This is a genomic window from Staphylococcus simulans (genome assembly GCF_025561465.1).
Taxonomy (GTDB): Bacteria; Bacillota; Bacilli; order Staphylococcales; family Staphylococcaceae; genus Staphylococcus; species Staphylococcus simulans.
Genome location: NZ_CP095100.1, coordinates 1,332,507 through 1,350,595, shown reverse-complemented (window position 1 = coordinate 1,350,595; position 18,089 = coordinate 1,332,507). Strand labels below are relative to the sequence as shown.

Below are 18,089 nucleotides of genomic sequence, written 5' to 3'. Positions count from 1 at the left end.
ATTTATCAAATTGGTCAAAGTAAGTCAATGTTAAAGCCTTGACCTCTTAAAATTAATCTAATAAGAATGCTTCAAAGACTTCATTACCAATAACTTTACCTCGATCAGTCAATTTAACAGCGTTATTGTCATTAATAATTAAGCCCTTTTTACTTAGGTCAGTAAGTGCCTCAGCATAGATTTGATCAATGTTTTCATTGAATTTATGATTGAACACAGATTTATTTACCCCTTGATTCATTCTTAAACCTAAAAACATCTGTTCTTCCATTTGTTCGCGATGAGTGGGTGTTGTTTGATGTAAAATAGGACGTTCGCCGTTTCTAATCTTCTTAATATAGTGATTAACAGGATTGACATTTGAGTACCTTATTCCATGAACGTATCCACTGGCACCTGCTCCGAAGCCATAATAACCTTCGTTCATCCAATACACTTTGTTGTGTTCAGATTCATGACCAGGTTGACCAAAATTTGAAATTTCATATTGATGCATTGAAGATTGATTAATTTTATCAAGTAATAGCTCATACATTTCTTCCCCTACATCTTCGTTTGGAAGTTTTAACTTTCCTTTTCTATATAAATTATAAAATTGAGTTTTAGGTTCAAGAATTAGACCGTAACTTGAGATATGATTAATATCCATTGATAACGCAATATCTAAACTGTCTTCAAATTGTTTAAGTGTTTGACCAGGAAGATGATACATCAAATCAAGACTGATAGAGTTAATCTGGTATTGATTAGCGAGCTCGACAGCATTGTATATATCTGCCGTATTATGTGTACGCCCAAGTACTTTTAATAAATCTTGGTCAAACGTTTGAACACCCATTGAAATGCGATTGACGCCGTAGTCTTTTAAAAGTTTAATCTTCGATGGTGTAAGTTCATCTGGATTTGCTTCAAAAGTATATTCTCCTGAAATAGTAAAGTGCTCATTGATAGCTTTTAACAAACGCTCTAATTGTGACTCATTTAACGCTGTAGGTGTGCCTCCTCCTACAAACATTGTTTTTAATGTGCGATTGTCAGCTGTTTTAAATTCTTCAATTAAGCAATCTAAATACTCATCAACTGGTTGATTTTGTATAAAGTATTTATTGAAATCACAGTAAGTACAAATTCTGACACAAAATGGAATATGAATATATGCACTTTTAACTTTCATATTTTCGCCTCGCTTTTAGGACAAAATTCAAAATAAAAAGCTGGGACATTAGAGTCCCAACCTTATTATTAATCTTCATCCATTTTTAATACTGCTAAGAAAGCGTCTTGAGGTATTTCAACATTACCTACTGCTTTCATTTTTGCTTTACCTGCTTTTTGCTTTTCTAATAATTTACGTTTACGGCTGATATCCCCACCATAACATTTCGCAAGTACATTTTTACCCATTGATTTAATATTTGTACGGGCAATGATTTTATGGCCAACTGCAGCTTGTACGGGTACTTCGAATTGTTGTCTAGGGATTAACGTTTTTAATCTTTCAACAAGCGCTTTACCGCGTTCATATGCAAATTCTTTATGAACAATAAAACTTAAAGCATCTACTTTTTCGCCGTTTAATAAGATATCCATTTTAACTAAATCACTTTCTTTATAGCCGATAAGTTCATAATCAAATGAAGCATAGCCTTTTGTATTTGATTTAAGTTGGTCGAAGAAATCAAATACTACTTCTGAAAGTGGAATTTCATAAATAATATTGACACGAATATCATCTAAATAGTCCATATTGATAAATTGTCCACGCTTACGTTGGCATAATTCCATAACGGCACCTACATAATCATTCGGTACCATCATTGTTGCTCTAACGTAAGGCTCATAAATTTCATCAATTTGATCTCTCTCAGGCATTTGTGCTGGATTATCAACGATTTTTTTCTCACCATTTTTTAGAATACATTCATAAATTACAGATGGAGCTGTCGCAATTAATTCGATTCCAAATTCTCGTTCGATACGTTCCTGAATAATTTCCATATGCAGCATGCCTAAGAATCCTGTACGGAAACCAAAGCCTAAAGCTTGAGAAGTCTCAGGTTCGAATTCTAGTGATGAATCATTCAGCTGTAATTTTTCTAAGGCTTCTCTTAAATCATTGTATTTTTTATTATCAATTGGGAATAAACCACAGAACACCATTGGATTCATTTTTTTATAACCTTTTAATGGTTGTGCTGCTGGGCGTTCTGCATGTGTGATAGTATCCCCTACACGTGAATCATCCACATTTTTGATGCTTGCGATGATGTAGCCAACATCTCCAACAGTTAGTTCTTCGACTGGAAGTTGTTTAGGTGTGTTAATACCAACTTCGGTTACCTCGAATTCTTTACCAGTCGCCATCATTTTGATTTTGTCCCCTGCTTTAACTACGCCATCCATAATTCGAATTGAAGAAATAACACCTCTATAAGCATCATATTCAGAGTCGAAAATTAATGCTTTTAATGGTTCAGAAGGATCGCCTTCTGGTGGTGGTACGACTTCAACGATTTTTTCTAATATTTCTTCAATACCAATATTAGATTTAGCACTTGCTAAAACAACATCATCTTGATCTAAACCAATAACATCTTCAATTTCTTGTTTAACACGTTCAGGATCTGCAGCTGGTAAATCAATCTTATTCACTACAGGAAGTAATTCTAAGTCATTATCAAGTGCAAGGTATACGTTTGCCAGTGTTTGTGCTTCGATACCTTGTGCAGCATCTACAACTAAAATAGCCCCTTCACATGCTGCTAAAGAACGAGAAACTTCATAAGTAAAATCGACATGCCCTGGTGTATCAATTAAGTGGAAAATATAATTCTTACCATCTTTAGCTTCGTATTTTAATCTAACCGCATTCAACTTAATAGTGATACCGCGTTCTCTTTCTAAATCCATTGAATCTAATAATTGTGACTGCATTTCTCGTGTTTCAACACTTTTAGTGTTTTCTAAAATTCTATCAGCCAACGTTGACTTTCCATGGTCAATATGGGCAATGATAGAAAAGTTTCTAATATTTTCTTGTCGGTTTAACCGTTCTTCATTATTCATTCTATCTACTCACTTTCATAATATTCAAATAGAGCATTATGTATGATATTCTTTGATATAATAACGTGTTTGCCCCATAATTGCAACTAATGGCAATTTCATGTACATTTTACTGACAGACTCTATTTTACTGTAAATCATCGCTTGTTAAAAGCCTCATTGAAAATAAATGATTGCAGTTTAATAGTACATTTGATAAAATGTTTCTTGTTGTAATCAAATATTTATTTGATGATCATAGATCACTTTTAGGAGGTGACATTCAATGCCAAATATTAAATCTGCTATTAAACGTGTTAAAACAACTAACAAAGCTGAAGCACAAAACATTTCTCAAAAAAATGCTATGCGTACTGCAGTTAAACGTGCGAAAACAGCTATCGCTGAAAACGCTGAAAACAAAAATGAATTAGTACGTATCGCTGTGAAAAAAGTCGACAAAGCTTCTCAAGCTAACTTAATTCACTCAAATAAAGCTGACCGCATTAAATCAAAATTAATGGTTGCAGCTAAATAATGAAAAAGTTCAAGCATCTGCTTGAACTTTTTTTATATGGATAAAATAAAGAGTTCTAATATAAGCTGTTTGTCCATATACGAAGATTTTAATTTATAATCAGTTTCAGCACATGCATTCATAATATTCATCAAGTGCTTCAAATCATACTGTCTAGATGCTCTCAATGCTAATTTCACTCTAAATGGATGGACACTGACAGTTTTAGCGATTTGAGCTTGTGAATAACCTTTTTTAGCTAGAATTTTGCATTGATAATATAACCTGAAATTACTAGCAATCAAAGCCAACAACTTAATTGGTTCTTCTTTTAGAGTAGTTAAATCATTCACTAAATGCACTGCTTCAGTTTTTTTTCCTTGTTGAATATAATCTGTTAATAAGAAAACGTTCTGCTCTAGGCTTCTATTTACAATTGTCTCAACATCTTGTTTAGTTATAGTTGGACGATCTCCTAAATATAAGATAATTTTTTCTAACTCTTGTTTAACTAAGTTAAAATTTATACCTGTTAAATCAATAAATAAGTTCAAAGCATCTTGTTTAATATCCTTATATTGTTCATTTAAGGTATGCTTAATCCAATTTTTAAGCTCATCTTCAGACATTTGCTCGATTTTAACCAGTTTTGTATATTTTTTTAAGCTTTTAACAAGCTTTTTACGCTCGTCTAGCTTAGGATTATAAACTTCAAATATAACCAATGAAGGACCATCATATTTTTCAATAAATTCCTGCAGTTGCTCTATATTATGATTTAAATCTTTATTACCTCTATCACCTGTAAAGATATAAGCGTTTTTCACAATAACAGCCTTCAAGTCAGAGAAGAACGGTAAAGTTAAAGCTTCTTCAATACATACACTGATTTCAGTTTCATTTAAATTAAAACTTGCATAATTGAATTCATCTTTTTCACCTTGCAAATACTGTTGTGTAAGTTCTTGCGTTTTCTTTTCTATAAGCTCTGGAACTTCACCATAAATAGTAATAATATTATTTTCCACAACTTGCACCTCTCAAAATTAGCATACTTAAGTATTATATCATTTGTCCGATAGTCAGACCATTTATAATTATTTTTCAGTTTCCACCTCAATTTCCTTATTTAATTTGAAAGTCACTTCCCCATTGTTTTGCGTATTGTATAACTTAGTACCTACTTTTTTTAATCTATCTACTACAGATTTATTAGGTAATTTATATACGTTGTTTTGCCCGCTCGATATAATACTATAAGTAGGATGAATAGTATTTAAATATACTTCACTATTACTTGTTTTACTGCCATGATGTCCTACTTTCAATATATCTATTTTCGGAAGTTTATAATTCGATAGCAACTTCTGTTCATTTTTTATTGTCGCGTCTCCAGTTGTTAATATGTTATATGTCTTAGTTTGTATCAAAGCTATTATTGAATGATCGTTTAAATCCTTACTTTGAGTGATTGCCGTATTATAAAATTTTATTTTATTATCTCCTAGTTTAATCGAAGAAATACTATTAACATCTAATAGAGTGGTTTTATATTTATGACACAAGTCTTTTAATTGCATTAATGTGTGAGTGGGATAACTTTTAAAATTAATGATTAAGCGTTTAATGTGAACATGGCTAATTATATAATCTAATTCACCGATATGATCAGCATGTGGATGTGTAATAATGACATAATCTAACGAAGAAATACCCCTTTTACGGAGGGTTGGAAGCACATGAAACTTGCTGATAGAATGAGAAGCATTTGCATTCTTGGTACTAAAATCAAAGAGCTCATTTTCGTTTTGTGCCTTACCTCCTGTGTCTATTAATATGCGTTGTCTAGCTCCTGTTTCAAATAAAAAAGAATCTCCTTGTCCAACATTAAGTGCTGTAAATCTTAAATGTGGTAATGATGCTGAATAAGTAATAATGATACTTCCAAGTATAAAAATAACAGTAGATTTTTTTATTTTGCCATTTGTAGTTAACGTAAGCATCAATACGAGCCAAATAAGGGTACCAGCTAAAAGTAAGCTGTTCATTTCCCCTATAAACCATCTATAGCATGTTAAATGCTTGAAAATCGGAATTAAGAGCGTGTCATGTAACCAATAACTAAACGAGATTATTTGATTTAATAACAGATTTGAACCAAAAAATTGATAATAGAAAAAAGTTAAGATAGCAATGGGAAATAGAATGAATGAATAAAATGGTATAAAGATGAAGTTAGCAACAAAACCAATCCACTGAATCTGATTAAAATGAAACGCACTCACTAAAAATGATCCGATTTGTGCTATGAATGTCATTGCATACATAGATTGTATAGTTGTTGATGTTTTTAAAATTGGAGCGCATAACATAATGAAAAAAGTGATTAAGAATGAGAATTGAAATCCAATATCAAAAACGATATCAGGATTGGTAACACATAAAAAAAGGAAGACTGTTGCTAGTATGTCTAATAATGATTGATAGAATCTTTTTGGAATAATCATGACTAAGGACATACAAAGTATTGCTCTTAAAGCGCTCGGTGCAAAATTAGTATAATAAGCAAATAAAAACAATACGAAGATAATAAAAGTCTTTGTAATAAAAAGAGGAATAGAGAAACGATTAAATACAAAGTAAAATATAGATGCTATTACAACGACATGTGAACTACTTACGGCCAATAGATGATAAATGCCGATTTCTTTATCAAGTTCAATTGCACCTTTATCAATATAACTGACATCCCCTGTAATCATTGCATAAGTATTTTGCCAGTATGGAGAATATGATTTTAAGCGAGTTAATGAAAAAGCCTTGTGTTTTTCAATTATTGAATGAACGGAATTTGACTCGATAGCAGTGCACGATTTCGTATTAAATTTATTTACCATAAGTGAAATCGTGTCGTTAAAATCCGAATCAACTTTTAGCTGCCCTTCTACAATACAATTTAAGTTTGAGGGTAACTTTTTCAATTCAATTAAATGACTTTTTTGCTTTGGAAAATAGAAAAGTTTGACTGAATGATTTTGTAATTTTGCTATCCCTTCTACATATTTTTCGTTTTTAACCTTTAATTGAGTAATTTCAATGCGATTATTCAAATGACTATGAATCTTAAACCACTTTAAATCTTGAATATTAGACTTTATATGGCTAGAGAAAATTTCATAACTTATTATAGGTTGACATAATATCAATATGGTTAATAATATTGGTAGCTTTCTTTTGTATAACATTAAAAATAATAAGCCGGCAAGAATGTATGCAAGCGGCTTATTATATATCAATAAGATGCCTTCTAAAAATGCAAGTGCGATATATATCAAATATGAATCACTTCTTCGTTAAGAATTCTGCAACTTGATCGGCATCAAATGGTATTTTTTTATATTCAATCCCTGATTGTTTCAGTAATTTTAAAGCATAATCATGGTTATGGTAATCTTTAGCATAGTAGATTTTCTTAATACCTGCTTGAATAATAGATTTCGTACAGTTCAAACATGGGAAATGTGTGACATATATCGTTGCTCCTTCAGTTGAAACACCCTGTTTTGCACACTGAAGAATCGCGTTCATTTCTGCATGTATTGTTCTTATACAATGTCCATCTTCCATTAAACAACCTTCGTCAATACAATGTACTTCACCTGCAACTGAACCATTATAGCCACCAGCTATGATTCTATTATCTTTCACTATAGTAGCCCCTACAGATAATCTTGTACATGTTGAGCGAAGAGATAACAAATGGCTTTGAGCCATAAAGTATTCTTCCCATTTAATTCTTTCCACACTTTGAACCTCCTTTGTCTTATAACAATACTATTTTATTACAAATCTGCACAGTAATAAATCAATATTGTTAAACTGTAAAATATTCTTTTAACTTCTCGAACGATTTTTCTCCGATACCTTTAACATTTTTCAATTGATCCACACTATTAAAAGGTCCTTTTGTTTCTCTAAATTCAATGATCGCCTTTGCTTTAGAAGGCCCTAAGCCGTTCACAGTAGTTAATTCATTTTCTTTGGCACTGTTAAGGTTAACTTTCGTTTGTGGTGATTTATTAGTGCTTTGTGTACTAGAGGTGCTTATGCTACTATTTGTTGTTAGATTTTGACCTTTTTCTGGTATGAAAATCATTTTTTGGTCAGTTAATTTCTCCGAAAGATTGATAGTTGTTAAATCAGCCTTGCTCGTTAGCTTTGCTTTATTTAACACATCTTTTATACGTTGATTATCTTTCATTTCATAAATATCAGGGTGTTCAACAGCTCCTTTAACATCTACCACTACTACTTTAGTTTTTCTATTTGCTTCAGTTTCTGTGTCGGCCTCTTTGTTTGATTCTCTCTTATTTGAAAAATTTTGTTTGTCATTATCTAAATGAGAGTTGCTCACATTTTGAGCAGTTGATTCTATTTCTTGGTTACTACTATCAGAGTGTAGTTTCATTAAAATAAAAGCAAGCACAATAACTGCAATAACCAATAACCATGAGAAATGCTTATATTGGTTATAGTAGTGTTTTAACTGTTCTAACATAAAAAATTCACTCCTTTATCTTTTAAACGTTTAAAGGAGTGATTTTTCTTCTTTTATTTTTTAACTATGAAGAATAAGCGATCGCTTTGTTCATCATGATTTTTAATATCAAAGTCATAAAATGTATGAATGTGGCTAAAACCAACTTCATTAAGCATTTCAATATATGCTTGTTCGCTGAATGTTTTTTGAAAATGCTCTTCATCAAAACGTCGATAACTTCCATCGTCTTGTTGTTCAAAGAAAGTCATATAATGCCATACACTGTCAGGTAAATCACCTTGAATTGCTTCCCATGCTAAAAAGATATGTTCAGTTTCATCAATATATGTTTGATTTGCAAATAGCGTATTCATTTTAAACTTTGAGTGGACATCAAAGATAAATGTTCCATCAGTATTTAAATGGCGATATACATGCTTAAATGTTTCAATAACATCATGTTGATCAGTAATATAATTTAATGAATCACACAATATAGTAATGACATCAAAATTTTGACCTAATTCAAAATCTGTCATGTCACCCTCAATCCATCTAACTGAATCAGACTTTTGGGAAGCAACTGCGAGCATATCACTACTTAAATCCATTCCTGTTACACTTTTAAAATCAGTTAATAACGTCGTCAAACTACCAGTACCACAGCCAATATCCAATATACTAGTTCGCTTAGAAGTTGCTTGTCGTATAATTTCTAGCCATTGATTGTATGGTTGATCTTGTGTAAGCTCATCATAATATTGGCTAAAGCCTTCATACTGGCTCATTTAATAAGCTTCCTCATATGTTTTCATCGGTGCATCTCTATAAAGTTTTTCAATGTTATAATAGCCGCGTTCATCTTTATGGAAGATGTGTACGATAACACCAGATAAATCTAATAAAATCCATCTTGCTTCGTTTAAACCTTCAAACACTGAAACATTAATACCTTCTTTATCTGCAGCTTCTTTTACCGCTCTACCGATTGCTTGTACTTGACGTTCATTATTACCATGACAAATAACAAAGTAGTCTGCCATATCATGAATACCTTCTAAATTAAGTGAAATAACTTCTTCTGCTTTTTTACTTTCAACTGCTTTAATCGCTATATCTAAAATTTGTTCTACTTGCATTTAATCATCCTTTATTCTTTCATCACTGAAATTATAGTAGTTTAAACAATCAATCGTCGCTTTGTACACACTGATATCTTTACCAATTAAAAATAGCACTGTTCTTTTAGAGATTTCATAAATTGTTTGATCTAAGTTGCCTGGTTGTTCTGCCATTCCTCTAATTTCTTCAACGCCTGGTATTTCTCTTTTTGGTTCAATATAGTCCGCAATAAAAACCAATTTTTCTGTTTTTGTCATTTGTGCACGACCAGTCGTATGATAGTGAATAGCAGCTAATACTTCTTCATCAGTAATACCATACTTCTCTTTCATAATAACCGCACAGACTGGGCCATGTAAAATTTCTGAACCATAACTTAATAAATCTGGGTCTAAATTATGCTGACCTACAATTTGATACATATATCCTAAATCATCATATTTTGAAAAGTCATGTAAAACACCAGCAAGTTCAGCTTTTTCCACGTCCCCTTTATGGATTTCAGCTAAATGTTTTGCTGTCTCAGCTACTCTTAATGAATGTTTATATCTTTTCTTTGGCAGTTTTTCTTCAACTAGTTTGATAGCTTCTTCAATTTTCATATAATCGCTCCCTTCTGATATATGATTCAACCTGTTTAGGAACTAGAATTTGTATTGATTCACCTGATTGTACACGGTGACGAATCAATGATGAACTGATATCAATTCTAGGTATCCTTACAGCTATCATGTCTTCTGATACTTCCTGTACTTCTTTTCCTCGATTGACAACAACAAATGTAACAATTTGTTTAAGTTCATCAATACGATACCAACGTTCTAATTGTTCGTATTGGTCTGTGCCGATAATAAAGAAAAGTCTTGAATCAGGATGTTCAGATTTAATTGCATTTAGTGTGTCGTAAGTATAACTTTGACCTTGTCGTTCTATTTCATCCAAGCATACCTCACCAAATCCTAATTCTTCTGTAGCGATCTCTAACATCTTTAGACGATGTGTTGTGTTTAATTCAGAATTATGGCTTTTAAGTGGTGACATGTAACTGGGTAAAAATAAAAAACGATCTGGTTTTAATTGATGATACACTTCACTTGCTACAGCTAAATGTGCTGTATGAATTGGATTGAATTGGCCCCCGTATAATACTATTGATTGCGTCATTAATTAAGGTAATTCAATTTGCTTATTTTCTTTTGATTCTTTGTATAGAACAATCATAGACCCAATTACTTGTACCAATTCACTATTTGTTGCTTCACTTACAGCTCGTGCAAGTTCACTTTTATCATCCATATTATTTTGTAAGATATGAATTTTTATTAACTCTCTATTTTCTAAAATTTCATCTAGTTGCTCAATCATATTTTCATTTAAACCAGCTTTTCCAATTTGAAAAGTAGGGTTCACATGATGCGCTTTACTTCTTAAAAATCTCTTTTGTTTTCCTGTAAGCATTTAATTTCTCCTTTTTAATTGTTCGATTACTGCCGTTTTCATCGCCTCAGTATCAGCTGTTTGACCTGTCCAAATTTTAAAACTTTCAGCACCCTGATTAACAAACATATCCAAGCCATTATATATAGGATTACCTTTTTCTTCAGCGAGTGCTAATATCGGCGTTTTGGATGGAATATAGACGATATCACTAACAAGTGTGTGAGGTGCTAGGTTGTCTAATGATATCACTACATCTTTATTTTTATTCATTCCAGCAGGTGTAGTATTTATGACAATATCAAAACGATCCAACATTTTTTCAGCATCACTTAGCGTTAATTGTTCTACAGATAAATCCCAAGTATCGAATCTGCTCATTGTACGATTCGCAACAGCTAAAGGTGTTGTAACAATCTCATTCAATGCGGCTGCTAAACCTTTACTAGCGCCACCTGCTCCTATTAGCAATATTTTTGCATTTTCTAGTTTTGGATATACTTCTTGCAACCCTTTAACATAACCAATGCCATCAGTGTTATAACCTAACCAACGACCATTTTCAATCTTCACTGTATTAATAGCGCCAATTGTTTCGGCATGTGAATCTATTTCATCAAGGTAAGGTATAATGTTTTCCTTATGCGGAATAGTAATATTAAAACCATCCAATTGTTTTTCATTTATAATTTCTTTGATTAAATGAAAATGTTTTGGTGGAATGTTTAATGCTTCATACGTGTCATTTCGCTTTAACGCTTTAAAATTTGCGTCGTGCATAATTGGAGATAACGAGTGGTCTATAGGATGACCGATTACTGCAAATTTCATAACTATCACCTGCTACATGATTGAATTTCTCAATACAACATCAACTGATTTCGGAACTCTGACAATAACTTTTGCTCCAGGTCCAATTGTTATAAAACCTAACCCTGCAATCATTACGTCTCTCTTCTCTTTACCCGTTTCCAAGCGTACTGCTTTCATTTCGTCTAAATTAAAATCATCTTTATTACTTGGTGGTGCTAATAATTTACCGAGCTGAGTACGCCATAACTCATTGGCTTTTTCAGTTTTAGTCCGATGAATCGGCAAATTATTAGAAAAATAACAAACCAGTGGGCGTTTACCTCCAGAAACGTAATCGATTCTTGCTAATCCTCCAAAGAAGAGTGTTTGTTCTTCGTTTAATTGATAAACACGTTGTTTTACTTCTTTATTAGGCATAATTTGTTTAAGTTCTTTTTCAGAAACATAATGTGTCATTTGATAATCTTGTATGACACCAGGTGTATCGTACATAAATGAATGATCGTCTAATGGAATATCTATTAAATCTAAAGTTGTTCCTGGGAATCGTGAAGTTGTTACTACATTCTTTTCACCAACACTTTGTTCAATCAGTTTATTGATTAATGTAGATTTTCCAACGTTGGTTGTGCCTACGATATAAACATCTTCTTGTTTTCGGTGTTGTTGGATAGCTTCTAATAAATCTTGAATGCCGTATCCTTTTTCTGCAGAAATTAAAACAACATCTTCCGCTTCCAGCCCATATTTTCGCGCGGATTTTTTCAACCAATCTTTAACACGGCGTTTATTAATTTGTTTAGGTAATAAATCAATTTTATTCGCTGCAAGAATCACTTTTTTATTCCCTACAATACGCTTTAAAGCATTTATGAAGGAACCTTCAAAATCAAAGATATCTACAACATTGACTACAAGTCCTTTTTTATCTGCAAGATGATTTAATAAGTCCAAGAAATCTTGGCTATCCATACCCACATCTTGAATCTCATTATAATTTTTTAATCTGAAACAGCGTTGACATATCACATCTTCTTTATGCAGATTGTGCGCTGGCACATAACCTGGTTTCTTTGGATCATCGGCTTGTAAAGTCGCACCGCATCCAATACATTTCGTTTCTGTCAATCAATTTTCCTCCCATTTAATATAGCCTTTTCTTTTGTATCTGTGTAATAAACGTCTTTCAATAATTCGATTGAATTTCGTGATAAATCCATCAGTTTTTTTAACAGGAACAACCATAACAGTATACATGCCACGTCTATTACCGCCAAAGACATCTGTCATCATTTGATCGCCAATAACAACAGTCTCTTCAGGTTTTAATCCCATACGTTCTGATGCATGTTTAAAGGCTTTTCCCATCGGTTTTTTAGCTTCAAAGATATAGTTGACTTTGAGTGGTTGGCAGAAACTAGATACTCTGCCTTGATGGTTATTTGAAACCACTGTCACTTTGATACCTTTTTCATTCAACATATTAAACCAATGAATGACTGCCGGTGTCGGATCAGCTTCGTCCCAACCTACTAATGTATTGTCCAAATCCGTAATAACGCCTTTGATTCCGTTTTCTGCTAACTGATCAAAGTCTATTTCATGGATTGATTTAACATAAGCATTCGGCATAAAATTCCTACTTAAAATTCCCATTACATTAATCCACCTTATCTTTATAATGATTTTAACATTTGGAGTACAGTTTCACTTGATGTTTTCGCTGCTTCTCCAATGAATTCATCAAACGTAATATTTGCTTCGCCATTCGCTAAATCTGATACTGCTCTTGTAATAATAAACGGTGTGTTAAATTGATAACATGTTTGTGCAATTGCTGCAGATTCCATCTCTACAGCCATAGCTTTAGGGAAATGTTCTTTAATGTATTCACGTTGTTTAACTTCACCGATAAAACTGTCGCCGCTGACAATCATACCTAAGCGACCTGTTAAGTTTTGTTTCTCAATAACAGCTTGTGCTAATTCTGCTAAGTTATCATCCGCTTCATACTCAATCGGCATATTCGGAATTTGTCCCAATTCATAACCAAATGCCGTCGCATCCGCATCATGATACATCGCTTCTGTTCCAATTAAGACATCACCCACATTCAACGAGTGATCCAGCGCCCCTGCAGAACCTGTATTCAAAATTGCCTCTGGGGAGAATTGTTGAATAAGTAAAGCAGTGGAGATACTTGCGTTAACTTTACCGATACCGCTTAACGTCAAGACGACTGCTTTATCATTAATTTTACCTTTATAAAATTTTACATGAGCAATGGTAACTTCTTCTAAACCCTCAATATGTTCTTTTAATATCATTATTTCTTCTTCCATTGCGCCAATGATTCCTATCATTGCCATTTCCCCTTTCAAATGAACTATCAGTGATATTTTATCATAATTTGTCTAGTGCAACGACCAAAGACCATGTTCACCACGATCATCACATAAAAAAGGTTGGCGCTTTACTTTTGTCCATTTGAAGCAAGCTTCAAACAAAAGTATCACCAACCCTTTGTTATCTATTTATCATAAAGCGATATCAGCCTTTGTGATAAATGATTATTGTGATTGAATATTAGTAATTTTCACTTTCATTTCTGCACCGTTTGGAAGTGGTACACGAACTTCGTCTTCTAGGTGTTTACCGATTAAACTTTTTGCAATCGGTGATTCGTTTGAAATTTTGCCATTGAATGCATCTGCTTCTGCAGACCCAACAATTTGATACACTTCTTCATCGCCATCCGGCAGTTCAACAAATGTCACAGTTTTCCCGATTTGTACCACATTGTTATCGCCTGTATCTTCAATAATCAATGCATTGCGAATCATGTGTTCAATACGTTGGATATCTTGTTCAATGAAGCCTTGTTCATCTTTCGCTGCATCATACTCAGAGTTCTCAGATAAGTCCCCGAAAGAACGTGCAACTTTGATTTTTTCTACGACTTCAGGTCGTTTGACAGTTTTTAATTCTTCAAGTTCTTGTTCTAGCTTTTCAAAACCTTCTTGGGTCATTGGATATTGTTTTTGGTTTTCCATATTTTCATCTTCCTTTACTCAAGTGTTACTGTTGATTTTGTATTAATGATTGGATTTTTGTCGTCATTATATCGATAGCAACTTTATTGCTGCCGCCTTCAGGGATAATAATATCCGCATAACGTTTAGTCGGTTCGATGAATTGATTATGCATCGGACGTACGACAGACATATATTGATCAATGACAGATTCCATAGAGCGACCTCGCTCTTTCGTATCACGCATCAAGCGTCTTAAGATACGTAAATCTGCATCGGTATCGACATAAATCTTAACATCCATTAAATCACGTAATGTTTTGTTTTCTAGTGCAAATATTCCTTCTACGATAATAACATCTTTCGGTTGAAATGCAATGGTTTCAGGGCTTCTCGTATGATTGACATAATCATACGTGGGTACCTCTACAGGTATACCATTGCGTAAATCGATTAGATTTTGAATCAATAAATCATTATCGAACGCAAACGGATGGTCATAATTCGTTTGTAAGCGTTCTTCAAATGTTAAATGTGATTGGTCTTTATAATAGTAGTCTTGTGCAATTAATGCAACACTATGACCTTCTAAATTATGCAGAATTTCGTTTGTGACTGATGTTTTACCTGATCCAGAACCGCCTGCAATGCCTATAATGGTAGTGGCTTTCATTATCCTATTTCCTTTCGCATCATGTTGTTTGGATAAATATCATGATCCACTTTAAATTGAACAATTTGAAGTGGGTGACGTGCAGCATCTAATGCATTGCCTTCTTCGTCATAAATCGCTTCGACGACTTGTGTAAAGTTATCGATTTCAGGACCGAAGAATTCAATTTCTTGTCCAGGTTTAAAGTGATTACGCTGCTGAATTGTCGCCATTTTTGTTTCTTTGTCATAGTCTAACACTAAACCGCAGAAATCATATGGTGTTTTCTTATTAGATTCATTACCGAACATTTGTTGTTGATAACCTGGTGTGCCTTCAAAGAATGAAGAAGCAGTGTCTCTGTTAGCACATTTATCTAATTCTATTAACCACTCTGGTTTAATTTTAAAGTTGTCAGGGTCTGCTGCATAAGCATCAATCACTTTACGATAGACAGAAACAACAGTCGCAATATAGTGAATTGATTTCATACGTCCTTCGATTTTAAGTGAATCAATACCGATATCCATCATGTTTGGAATAGATTCGATTAACTTCAAGTCTTTAGGACTCATCGCAAATGGAACGACTTCTTCTTCTTTATAAAACAAGTCTAAGTCGCCATCTTCATCGACTTCTAATAAGTCATAATCCCAACGACAGCTTTGGCAGCATCCGCCGCGGTTAGAGTCACGTGCTGTCATATGATTACTTAAAGTACAGCGGCCGGAATATGCGATACACATTGCGCCATGGATAAAAGCTTCGATTTCGATATCTACTTTTTCTTTCATCTCTTTCATTTCCATTGCGCCTGTTTCACGTGCAAGTACAACACGATCTAAACCTTCTTCTTTCCAATACTCTACTGCTTTATAGTTACTTAGTGATTGTTGTGTTGATAAATGAATTTCAAGTTTAGGTGCGACACGTTTACATGTTTCAATAATCAATGGGTCCGCAACAATAATTCCTGTTGCGCCTGTGGCTTCTAAATTTCTTAAATAATCTTCTAAACCATCCATATTTTCATCATGCGCGATGATATTTGTTGTGACATAAATTTTTGCACCGTATTGTGATGCGAATTCAACGCCTTCTTTGATTTCTTCCATTGTGAAGTTATCAGCATTAGAGCGGAGTCCATACTCTTGTCCGCCTAAAAAGACTGCGTCTGCCCCATAATGTACAGCAATTTTCAGTTTTTCCAAGTTACCTGCAGGTGCAAGCAACTCTGGCTTTTTCACTTGGCGTTTAGGTTGTGTTTTTACTTCTTTAACTTGAGTAACCAAGATTTTTCCTCCTTAATAAACGGTATGTTTGAATAAGAATCCTTCATCGAATGGTCGATGGTCTGGTTGAATGGCTTCAATCGGATCAACGAGCATGAATTTTTCATCTTCATAAGCTTCAGGGTCTTCATGATATAAATCAATGGCTTCTCTATATTGTTCTGTACATACGTTAATATATTCTTCTGTATGTAATACACCATCAATTTTCAAGCTGTCGATGCCCGCTTCAAGCAACGGCTCTAACTCTTCAATCAAACAGATATCATTCGGTGACATAATATGTGTGCCGTTATAATCTTCAAACACAGGATATTGATTTTCGCGTTCTTCATCGTATAACAATAAATCCTTGTCTGTTTCATTACGTTTTATCTTCATTTGTCTGTCTTGGAATGTATAATAATTGCCGAGCAGCATACGTTTTGATTGGAACATACATGTCATACCATGGACTTGTACTTCAATTTCAACATCCGCATGTGCTTTAATGTTCAAGATTTCTTCTAAATTCAATTCGCGCGCAAGTACAGCACGTTTCGCACCACGTTTACACCAGTAATTGCACTGGAAGTAGTTTGTGACTAATGCTTCAGCGTCCCAGTTCAAAGCAATCGGGTCTTGTTGTGCTTTAACATACATCACGACTGCCGGGTCACCGAAGATAATGCGATCTACTCTGATTTCGTGTAAGAAATCAATATAATCTTCTACAGCGTTTAAGTGATAGTTATGAAAAATACCGTTAACAGCCGCATATGCTTTTTTACCATGTGCATGAATGATATCGACCGCTTCTCTCATCGCAGTACGATCAAATTCACCTGCTAAGCGTAAACCGAACTTTTGTTCGCCTATTACAAAAGCATCAGCACCTTTTTCAATTAAAGTCTCAATATGTGCGACTGATTTAGGTGTCACGAGTAATTCTGTCATTTCGAGTCTCCTTTTACGGCTATTGCTAAACCGTCTTCTATATCTAAAAAGTTTGTTTGATATGCTTCGTTATCATTTAACCATGCGTTGAACTTTTGAATCTTCTTCACCATTTGTTTAATATTCCTGCTGCGAACCACATCAATATCAGCAACAAAATCATGATATAAAATGTTATCAATGACGACTAAACCGCCTTCTCTAAGCATGGGGGTATACAGTTCAAAGAATTTCTTTGTTTGTGCTTTTGCCGCATCGATAAATATCATATCGAACAGTGTATCAGAGACTTGGTCAAATGTTTCTCTCGCATCTCCATAAATCATATGAATTTGCGTTTGATATCCAAAGTCTTCAATGTTTTGTTCAGCTTGTTGATACATGTTTTTATCACGTTCAATCGTCCATATATGCACAGAAGGATCAACAGACGCAAAATGCATAGCGCTATAGCCAATAGCAGTACCGATTTCTAAAATACGCTTAGGCTGATGGATGCGTATCAACTGTTTGATCATATCTAATGATAAAGGATGAATAATCGGTACCTCATGTTCTATCGCATAAGGTCTTAATCTTTCTAATGGATGGGAATGCTTTTGTGATAACGCAACTAAATAACTTTCATTTTTGCTCATATTTCTCTTCCTTTATCCATACAATGTACAAAAGAATAAAAATAAATCAGTCGCAGTTTGACTGA

At 33.6% G+C, this 18,089-nt stretch carries 21 protein-coding genes; 1 reads left to right on the top strand and 20 read right to left on the bottom strand.

What is annotated here, in order from left to right; translation table 11 throughout:
- Positions 1-52: 52 nt before the first annotated feature.
- Both hemW and lepA read right to left on the bottom strand, forming a co-directional pair.
- Positions 53-1,174, bottom strand: a complete 1,122-nt coding sequence (gene hemW, locus MUA87_RS06275) for a radical SAM family heme chaperone HemW (protein WP_107548356.1) — start codon at positions 1,172-1,174, stop codon at positions 53-55.
- Positions 1,175-1,242: 68 nt separating this feature from the next.
- Positions 1,243-3,066, bottom strand: coding sequence for a translation elongation factor 4 (gene lepA, locus MUA87_RS06270; protein WP_002481079.1), 1,824 nt, complete (start codon positions 3,064-3,066; stop codon positions 1,243-1,245).
- 265 nt (positions 3,067-3,331) lie between these two features.
- On the opposite strand from lepA, the gene rpsT reads away from it, so the two are divergent.
- Positions 3,332-3,583, top strand: coding sequence for a 30S ribosomal protein S20 (gene rpsT, locus MUA87_RS06265; RefSeq protein ID WP_002481081.1), 252 nt, complete (start codon positions 3,332-3,334; stop codon positions 3,581-3,583).
- 32 nt (positions 3,584-3,615) lie between these two features.
- On the opposite strand, the gene holA is transcribed toward rpsT, so the two are convergent.
- The 18 genes from holA to MUA87_RS06175 all read right to left on the bottom strand — a co-directional run bounded on the left by holA (position 3,616) and on the right by MUA87_RS06175 (position 18,024).
- A complete protein-coding gene (holA, locus tag MUA87_RS06260) occupies positions 3,616-4,590 on the bottom strand; it encodes a DNA polymerase III subunit delta (protein ID WP_262550296.1) in 975 nt (324 codons plus the stop codon).
- Between the two features lie 69 nt (positions 4,591-4,659).
- Positions 4,660-6,897 carry a DNA internalization-related competence protein ComEC/Rec2 gene (locus MUA87_RS06255; protein ID WP_262550294.1) on the bottom strand — a complete coding sequence of 746 codons (2,238 nt, stop codon included), beginning with the start codon at positions 6,895-6,897 and terminating at the stop codon, positions 4,660-4,662.
- 7 nt (positions 6,898-6,904) lie between these two features.
- On the bottom strand, positions 6,905-7,366 hold the full coding sequence (locus MUA87_RS06250) for a ComE operon protein 2 (protein WP_002481084.1): 462 nt from the start codon (positions 7,364-7,366) through the stop codon (positions 6,905-6,907).
- 70 nt (positions 7,367-7,436) lie between these two features.
- On the bottom strand, positions 7,437-8,120 hold the full coding sequence (locus MUA87_RS06245) for a ComEA family DNA-binding protein (RefSeq protein WP_262550292.1): 684 nt from the start codon (positions 8,118-8,120) through the stop codon (positions 7,437-7,439).
- Positions 8,121-8,173: 53 nt separating this feature from the next.
- Positions 8,174-8,890, bottom strand: coding sequence for a class I SAM-dependent DNA methyltransferase (locus MUA87_RS06240; protein ID WP_103363659.1), 717 nt, complete (start codon positions 8,888-8,890; stop codon positions 8,174-8,176).
- On the bottom strand, positions 8,891-9,241 hold the full coding sequence (gene rsfS, locus MUA87_RS06235) for a ribosome silencing factor (protein ID WP_002481087.1): 351 nt from the start codon (positions 9,239-9,241) through the stop codon (positions 8,891-8,893).
- Positions 9,242-9,826: a bis(5'-nucleosyl)-tetraphosphatase (symmetrical) YqeK gene (gene yqeK, locus MUA87_RS06230; RefSeq protein ID WP_002481088.1), complete on the bottom strand. Its 585-nt coding sequence runs from the start codon at positions 9,824-9,826 to the stop codon at positions 9,242-9,244.
- Positions 9,816-10,388 (bottom strand): nicotinate-nucleotide adenylyltransferase, encoded by a 573-nt coding sequence (locus MUA87_RS06225; RefSeq protein WP_002481089.1) that lies wholly within the window; start codon positions 10,386-10,388, stop codon positions 9,816-9,818. Before MUA87_RS06225 ends, yqeK begins: the two co-directional genes overlap by 11 nt.
- A 3-nt stretch (positions 10,389-10,391) precedes the next feature.
- Entirely contained in the window at positions 10,392-10,682 is a 291-nt protein-coding gene (gene yhbY, locus MUA87_RS06220; protein ID WP_002481090.1) for a ribosome assembly RNA-binding protein YhbY, read from the bottom strand.
- Positions 10,683-11,492: a shikimate dehydrogenase gene (gene aroE / locus MUA87_RS06215; protein ID WP_262550289.1), complete on the bottom strand. Its 810-nt coding sequence runs from the start codon at positions 11,490-11,492 to the stop codon at positions 10,683-10,685. It abuts the gene before it with no gap.
- Between the two features lie 12 nt (positions 11,493-11,504).
- On the bottom strand, positions 11,505-12,602 hold the full coding sequence (gene yqeH / locus MUA87_RS06210) for a ribosome biogenesis GTPase YqeH (protein WP_262550287.1): 1,098 nt from the start codon (positions 12,600-12,602) through the stop codon (positions 11,505-11,507).
- On the bottom strand, positions 12,603-13,130 hold the full coding sequence (locus tag MUA87_RS06205; RefSeq protein ID WP_002481093.1) for a YqeG family HAD IIIA-type phosphatase: 528 nt from the start codon (positions 13,128-13,130) through the stop codon (positions 12,603-12,605).
- Positions 13,131-13,150: 20 nt separating this feature from the next.
- Positions 13,151-13,837, bottom strand: coding sequence for a 5'-methylthioadenosine/adenosylhomocysteine nucleosidase (locus MUA87_RS06200; protein ID WP_262550285.1), 687 nt, complete (start codon positions 13,835-13,837; stop codon positions 13,151-13,153).
- 207 nt (positions 13,838-14,044) lie between these two features.
- A complete protein-coding gene (gene greA / locus MUA87_RS06195) occupies positions 14,045-14,527 on the bottom strand; it encodes a transcription elongation factor GreA (protein ID WP_002481095.1) in 483 nt (160 codons plus the stop codon).
- A 25-nt stretch (positions 14,528-14,552) separates the two neighbouring features.
- The gene (gene udk / locus MUA87_RS06190) at positions 14,553-15,179 is read right to left on the bottom strand and encodes a uridine kinase (protein ID WP_002481096.1); all 627 of its coding nucleotides are present in this window, start codon (positions 15,177-15,179) and stop codon (positions 14,553-14,555) included.
- Positions 15,179-16,450: a peptidase U32 family protein gene (locus MUA87_RS06185; RefSeq protein WP_107540091.1), complete on the bottom strand. Its 1,272-nt coding sequence runs from the start codon at positions 16,448-16,450 to the stop codon at positions 15,179-15,181. The genes udk and MUA87_RS06185 overlap by 1 nt, the downstream gene beginning before the upstream one ends.
- Before the next feature lie 12 nt (positions 16,451-16,462).
- Entirely contained in the window at positions 16,463-17,386 is a 924-nt protein-coding gene (locus MUA87_RS06180; protein ID WP_262550283.1) for a peptidase U32 family protein, read from the bottom strand.
- Positions 17,383-18,024 carry an O-methyltransferase gene (locus MUA87_RS06175; RefSeq protein WP_156666496.1) on the bottom strand — a complete coding sequence of 214 codons (642 nt, stop codon included), beginning with the start codon at positions 18,022-18,024 and terminating at the stop codon, positions 17,383-17,385. The genes MUA87_RS06180 and MUA87_RS06175 overlap by 4 nt, the downstream gene beginning before the upstream one ends.
- Positions 18,025-18,089 lie beyond the last annotated feature (65 nt).

What these genes read in the sequence shown, in the direction of transcription:
- aroE (WP_262550289.1), bottom strand. Translation starts at nt 11,492, where the DNA reads ATGAAATTTGCAGTAATCGGTCATCCTATAGACCACTCGTTATCTCCA.
- MUA87_RS06245 (WP_262550292.1), bottom strand. Translation starts at nt 8,120, where the DNA reads ATGTTAGAACAGTTAAAACACTACTATAACCAATATAAGCATTTCTCA.
- rpsT (WP_002481081.1), top strand. Translation starts at nt 3,332, where the DNA reads ATGCCAAATATTAAATCTGCTATTAAACGTGTTAAAACAACTAACAAA.
- greA (WP_002481095.1), bottom strand. Translation starts at nt 14,527, where the DNA reads ATGGAAAACCAAAAACAATATCCAATGACCCAAGAAGGTTTTGAAAAG.
- yhbY (WP_002481090.1), bottom strand. Translation starts at nt 10,682, where the DNA reads ATGCTTACAGGAAAACAAAAGAGATTTTTAAGAAGTAAAGCGCATCAT.
- MUA87_RS06205 (WP_002481093.1), bottom strand. Translation starts at nt 13,130, where the DNA reads ATGGGAATTTTAAGTAGGAATTTTATGCCGAATGCTTATGTTAAATCA.
- lepA (WP_002481079.1), bottom strand. Translation starts at nt 3,066, where the DNA reads ATGAATAATGAAGAACGGTTAAACCGACAAGAAAATATTAGAAACTTT.
- MUA87_RS06180 (WP_262550283.1), bottom strand. Translation starts at nt 17,386, where the DNA reads ATGACAGAATTACTCGTGACACCTAAATCAGTCGCACATATTGAGACT.
- yqeK (WP_002481088.1), bottom strand. Translation starts at nt 9,826, where the DNA reads ATGAAAATTGAAGAAGCTATCAAACTAGTTGAAGAAAAACTGCCAAAG.
- MUA87_RS06225 (WP_002481089.1), bottom strand. Translation starts at nt 10,388, where the DNA reads ATGACGCAATCAATAGTATTATACGGGGGCCAATTCAATCCAATTCAT.
- MUA87_RS06200 (WP_262550285.1), bottom strand. Translation starts at nt 13,837, where the DNA reads ATGATAGGAATCATTGGCGCAATGGAAGAAGAAATAATGATATTAAAA.
- MUA87_RS06175 (WP_156666496.1), bottom strand. Translation starts at nt 18,024, where the DNA reads ATGAGCAAAAATGAAAGTTATTTAGTTGCGTTATCACAAAAGCATTCC.
- hemW (WP_107548356.1), bottom strand. Translation starts at nt 1,174, where the DNA reads ATGAAAGTTAAAAGTGCATATATTCATATTCCATTTTGTGTCAGAATT.
- MUA87_RS06240 (WP_103363659.1), bottom strand. Translation starts at nt 8,890, where the DNA reads ATGAGCCAGTATGAAGGCTTTAGCCAATATTATGATGAGCTTACACAA.
- rsfS (WP_002481087.1), bottom strand. Translation starts at nt 9,241, where the DNA reads ATGCAAGTAGAACAAATTTTAGATATAGCGATTAAAGCAGTTGAAAGT.
- udk (WP_002481096.1), bottom strand. Translation starts at nt 15,179, where the DNA reads ATGAAAGCCACTACCATTATAGGCATTGCAGGCGGTTCTGGATCAGGT.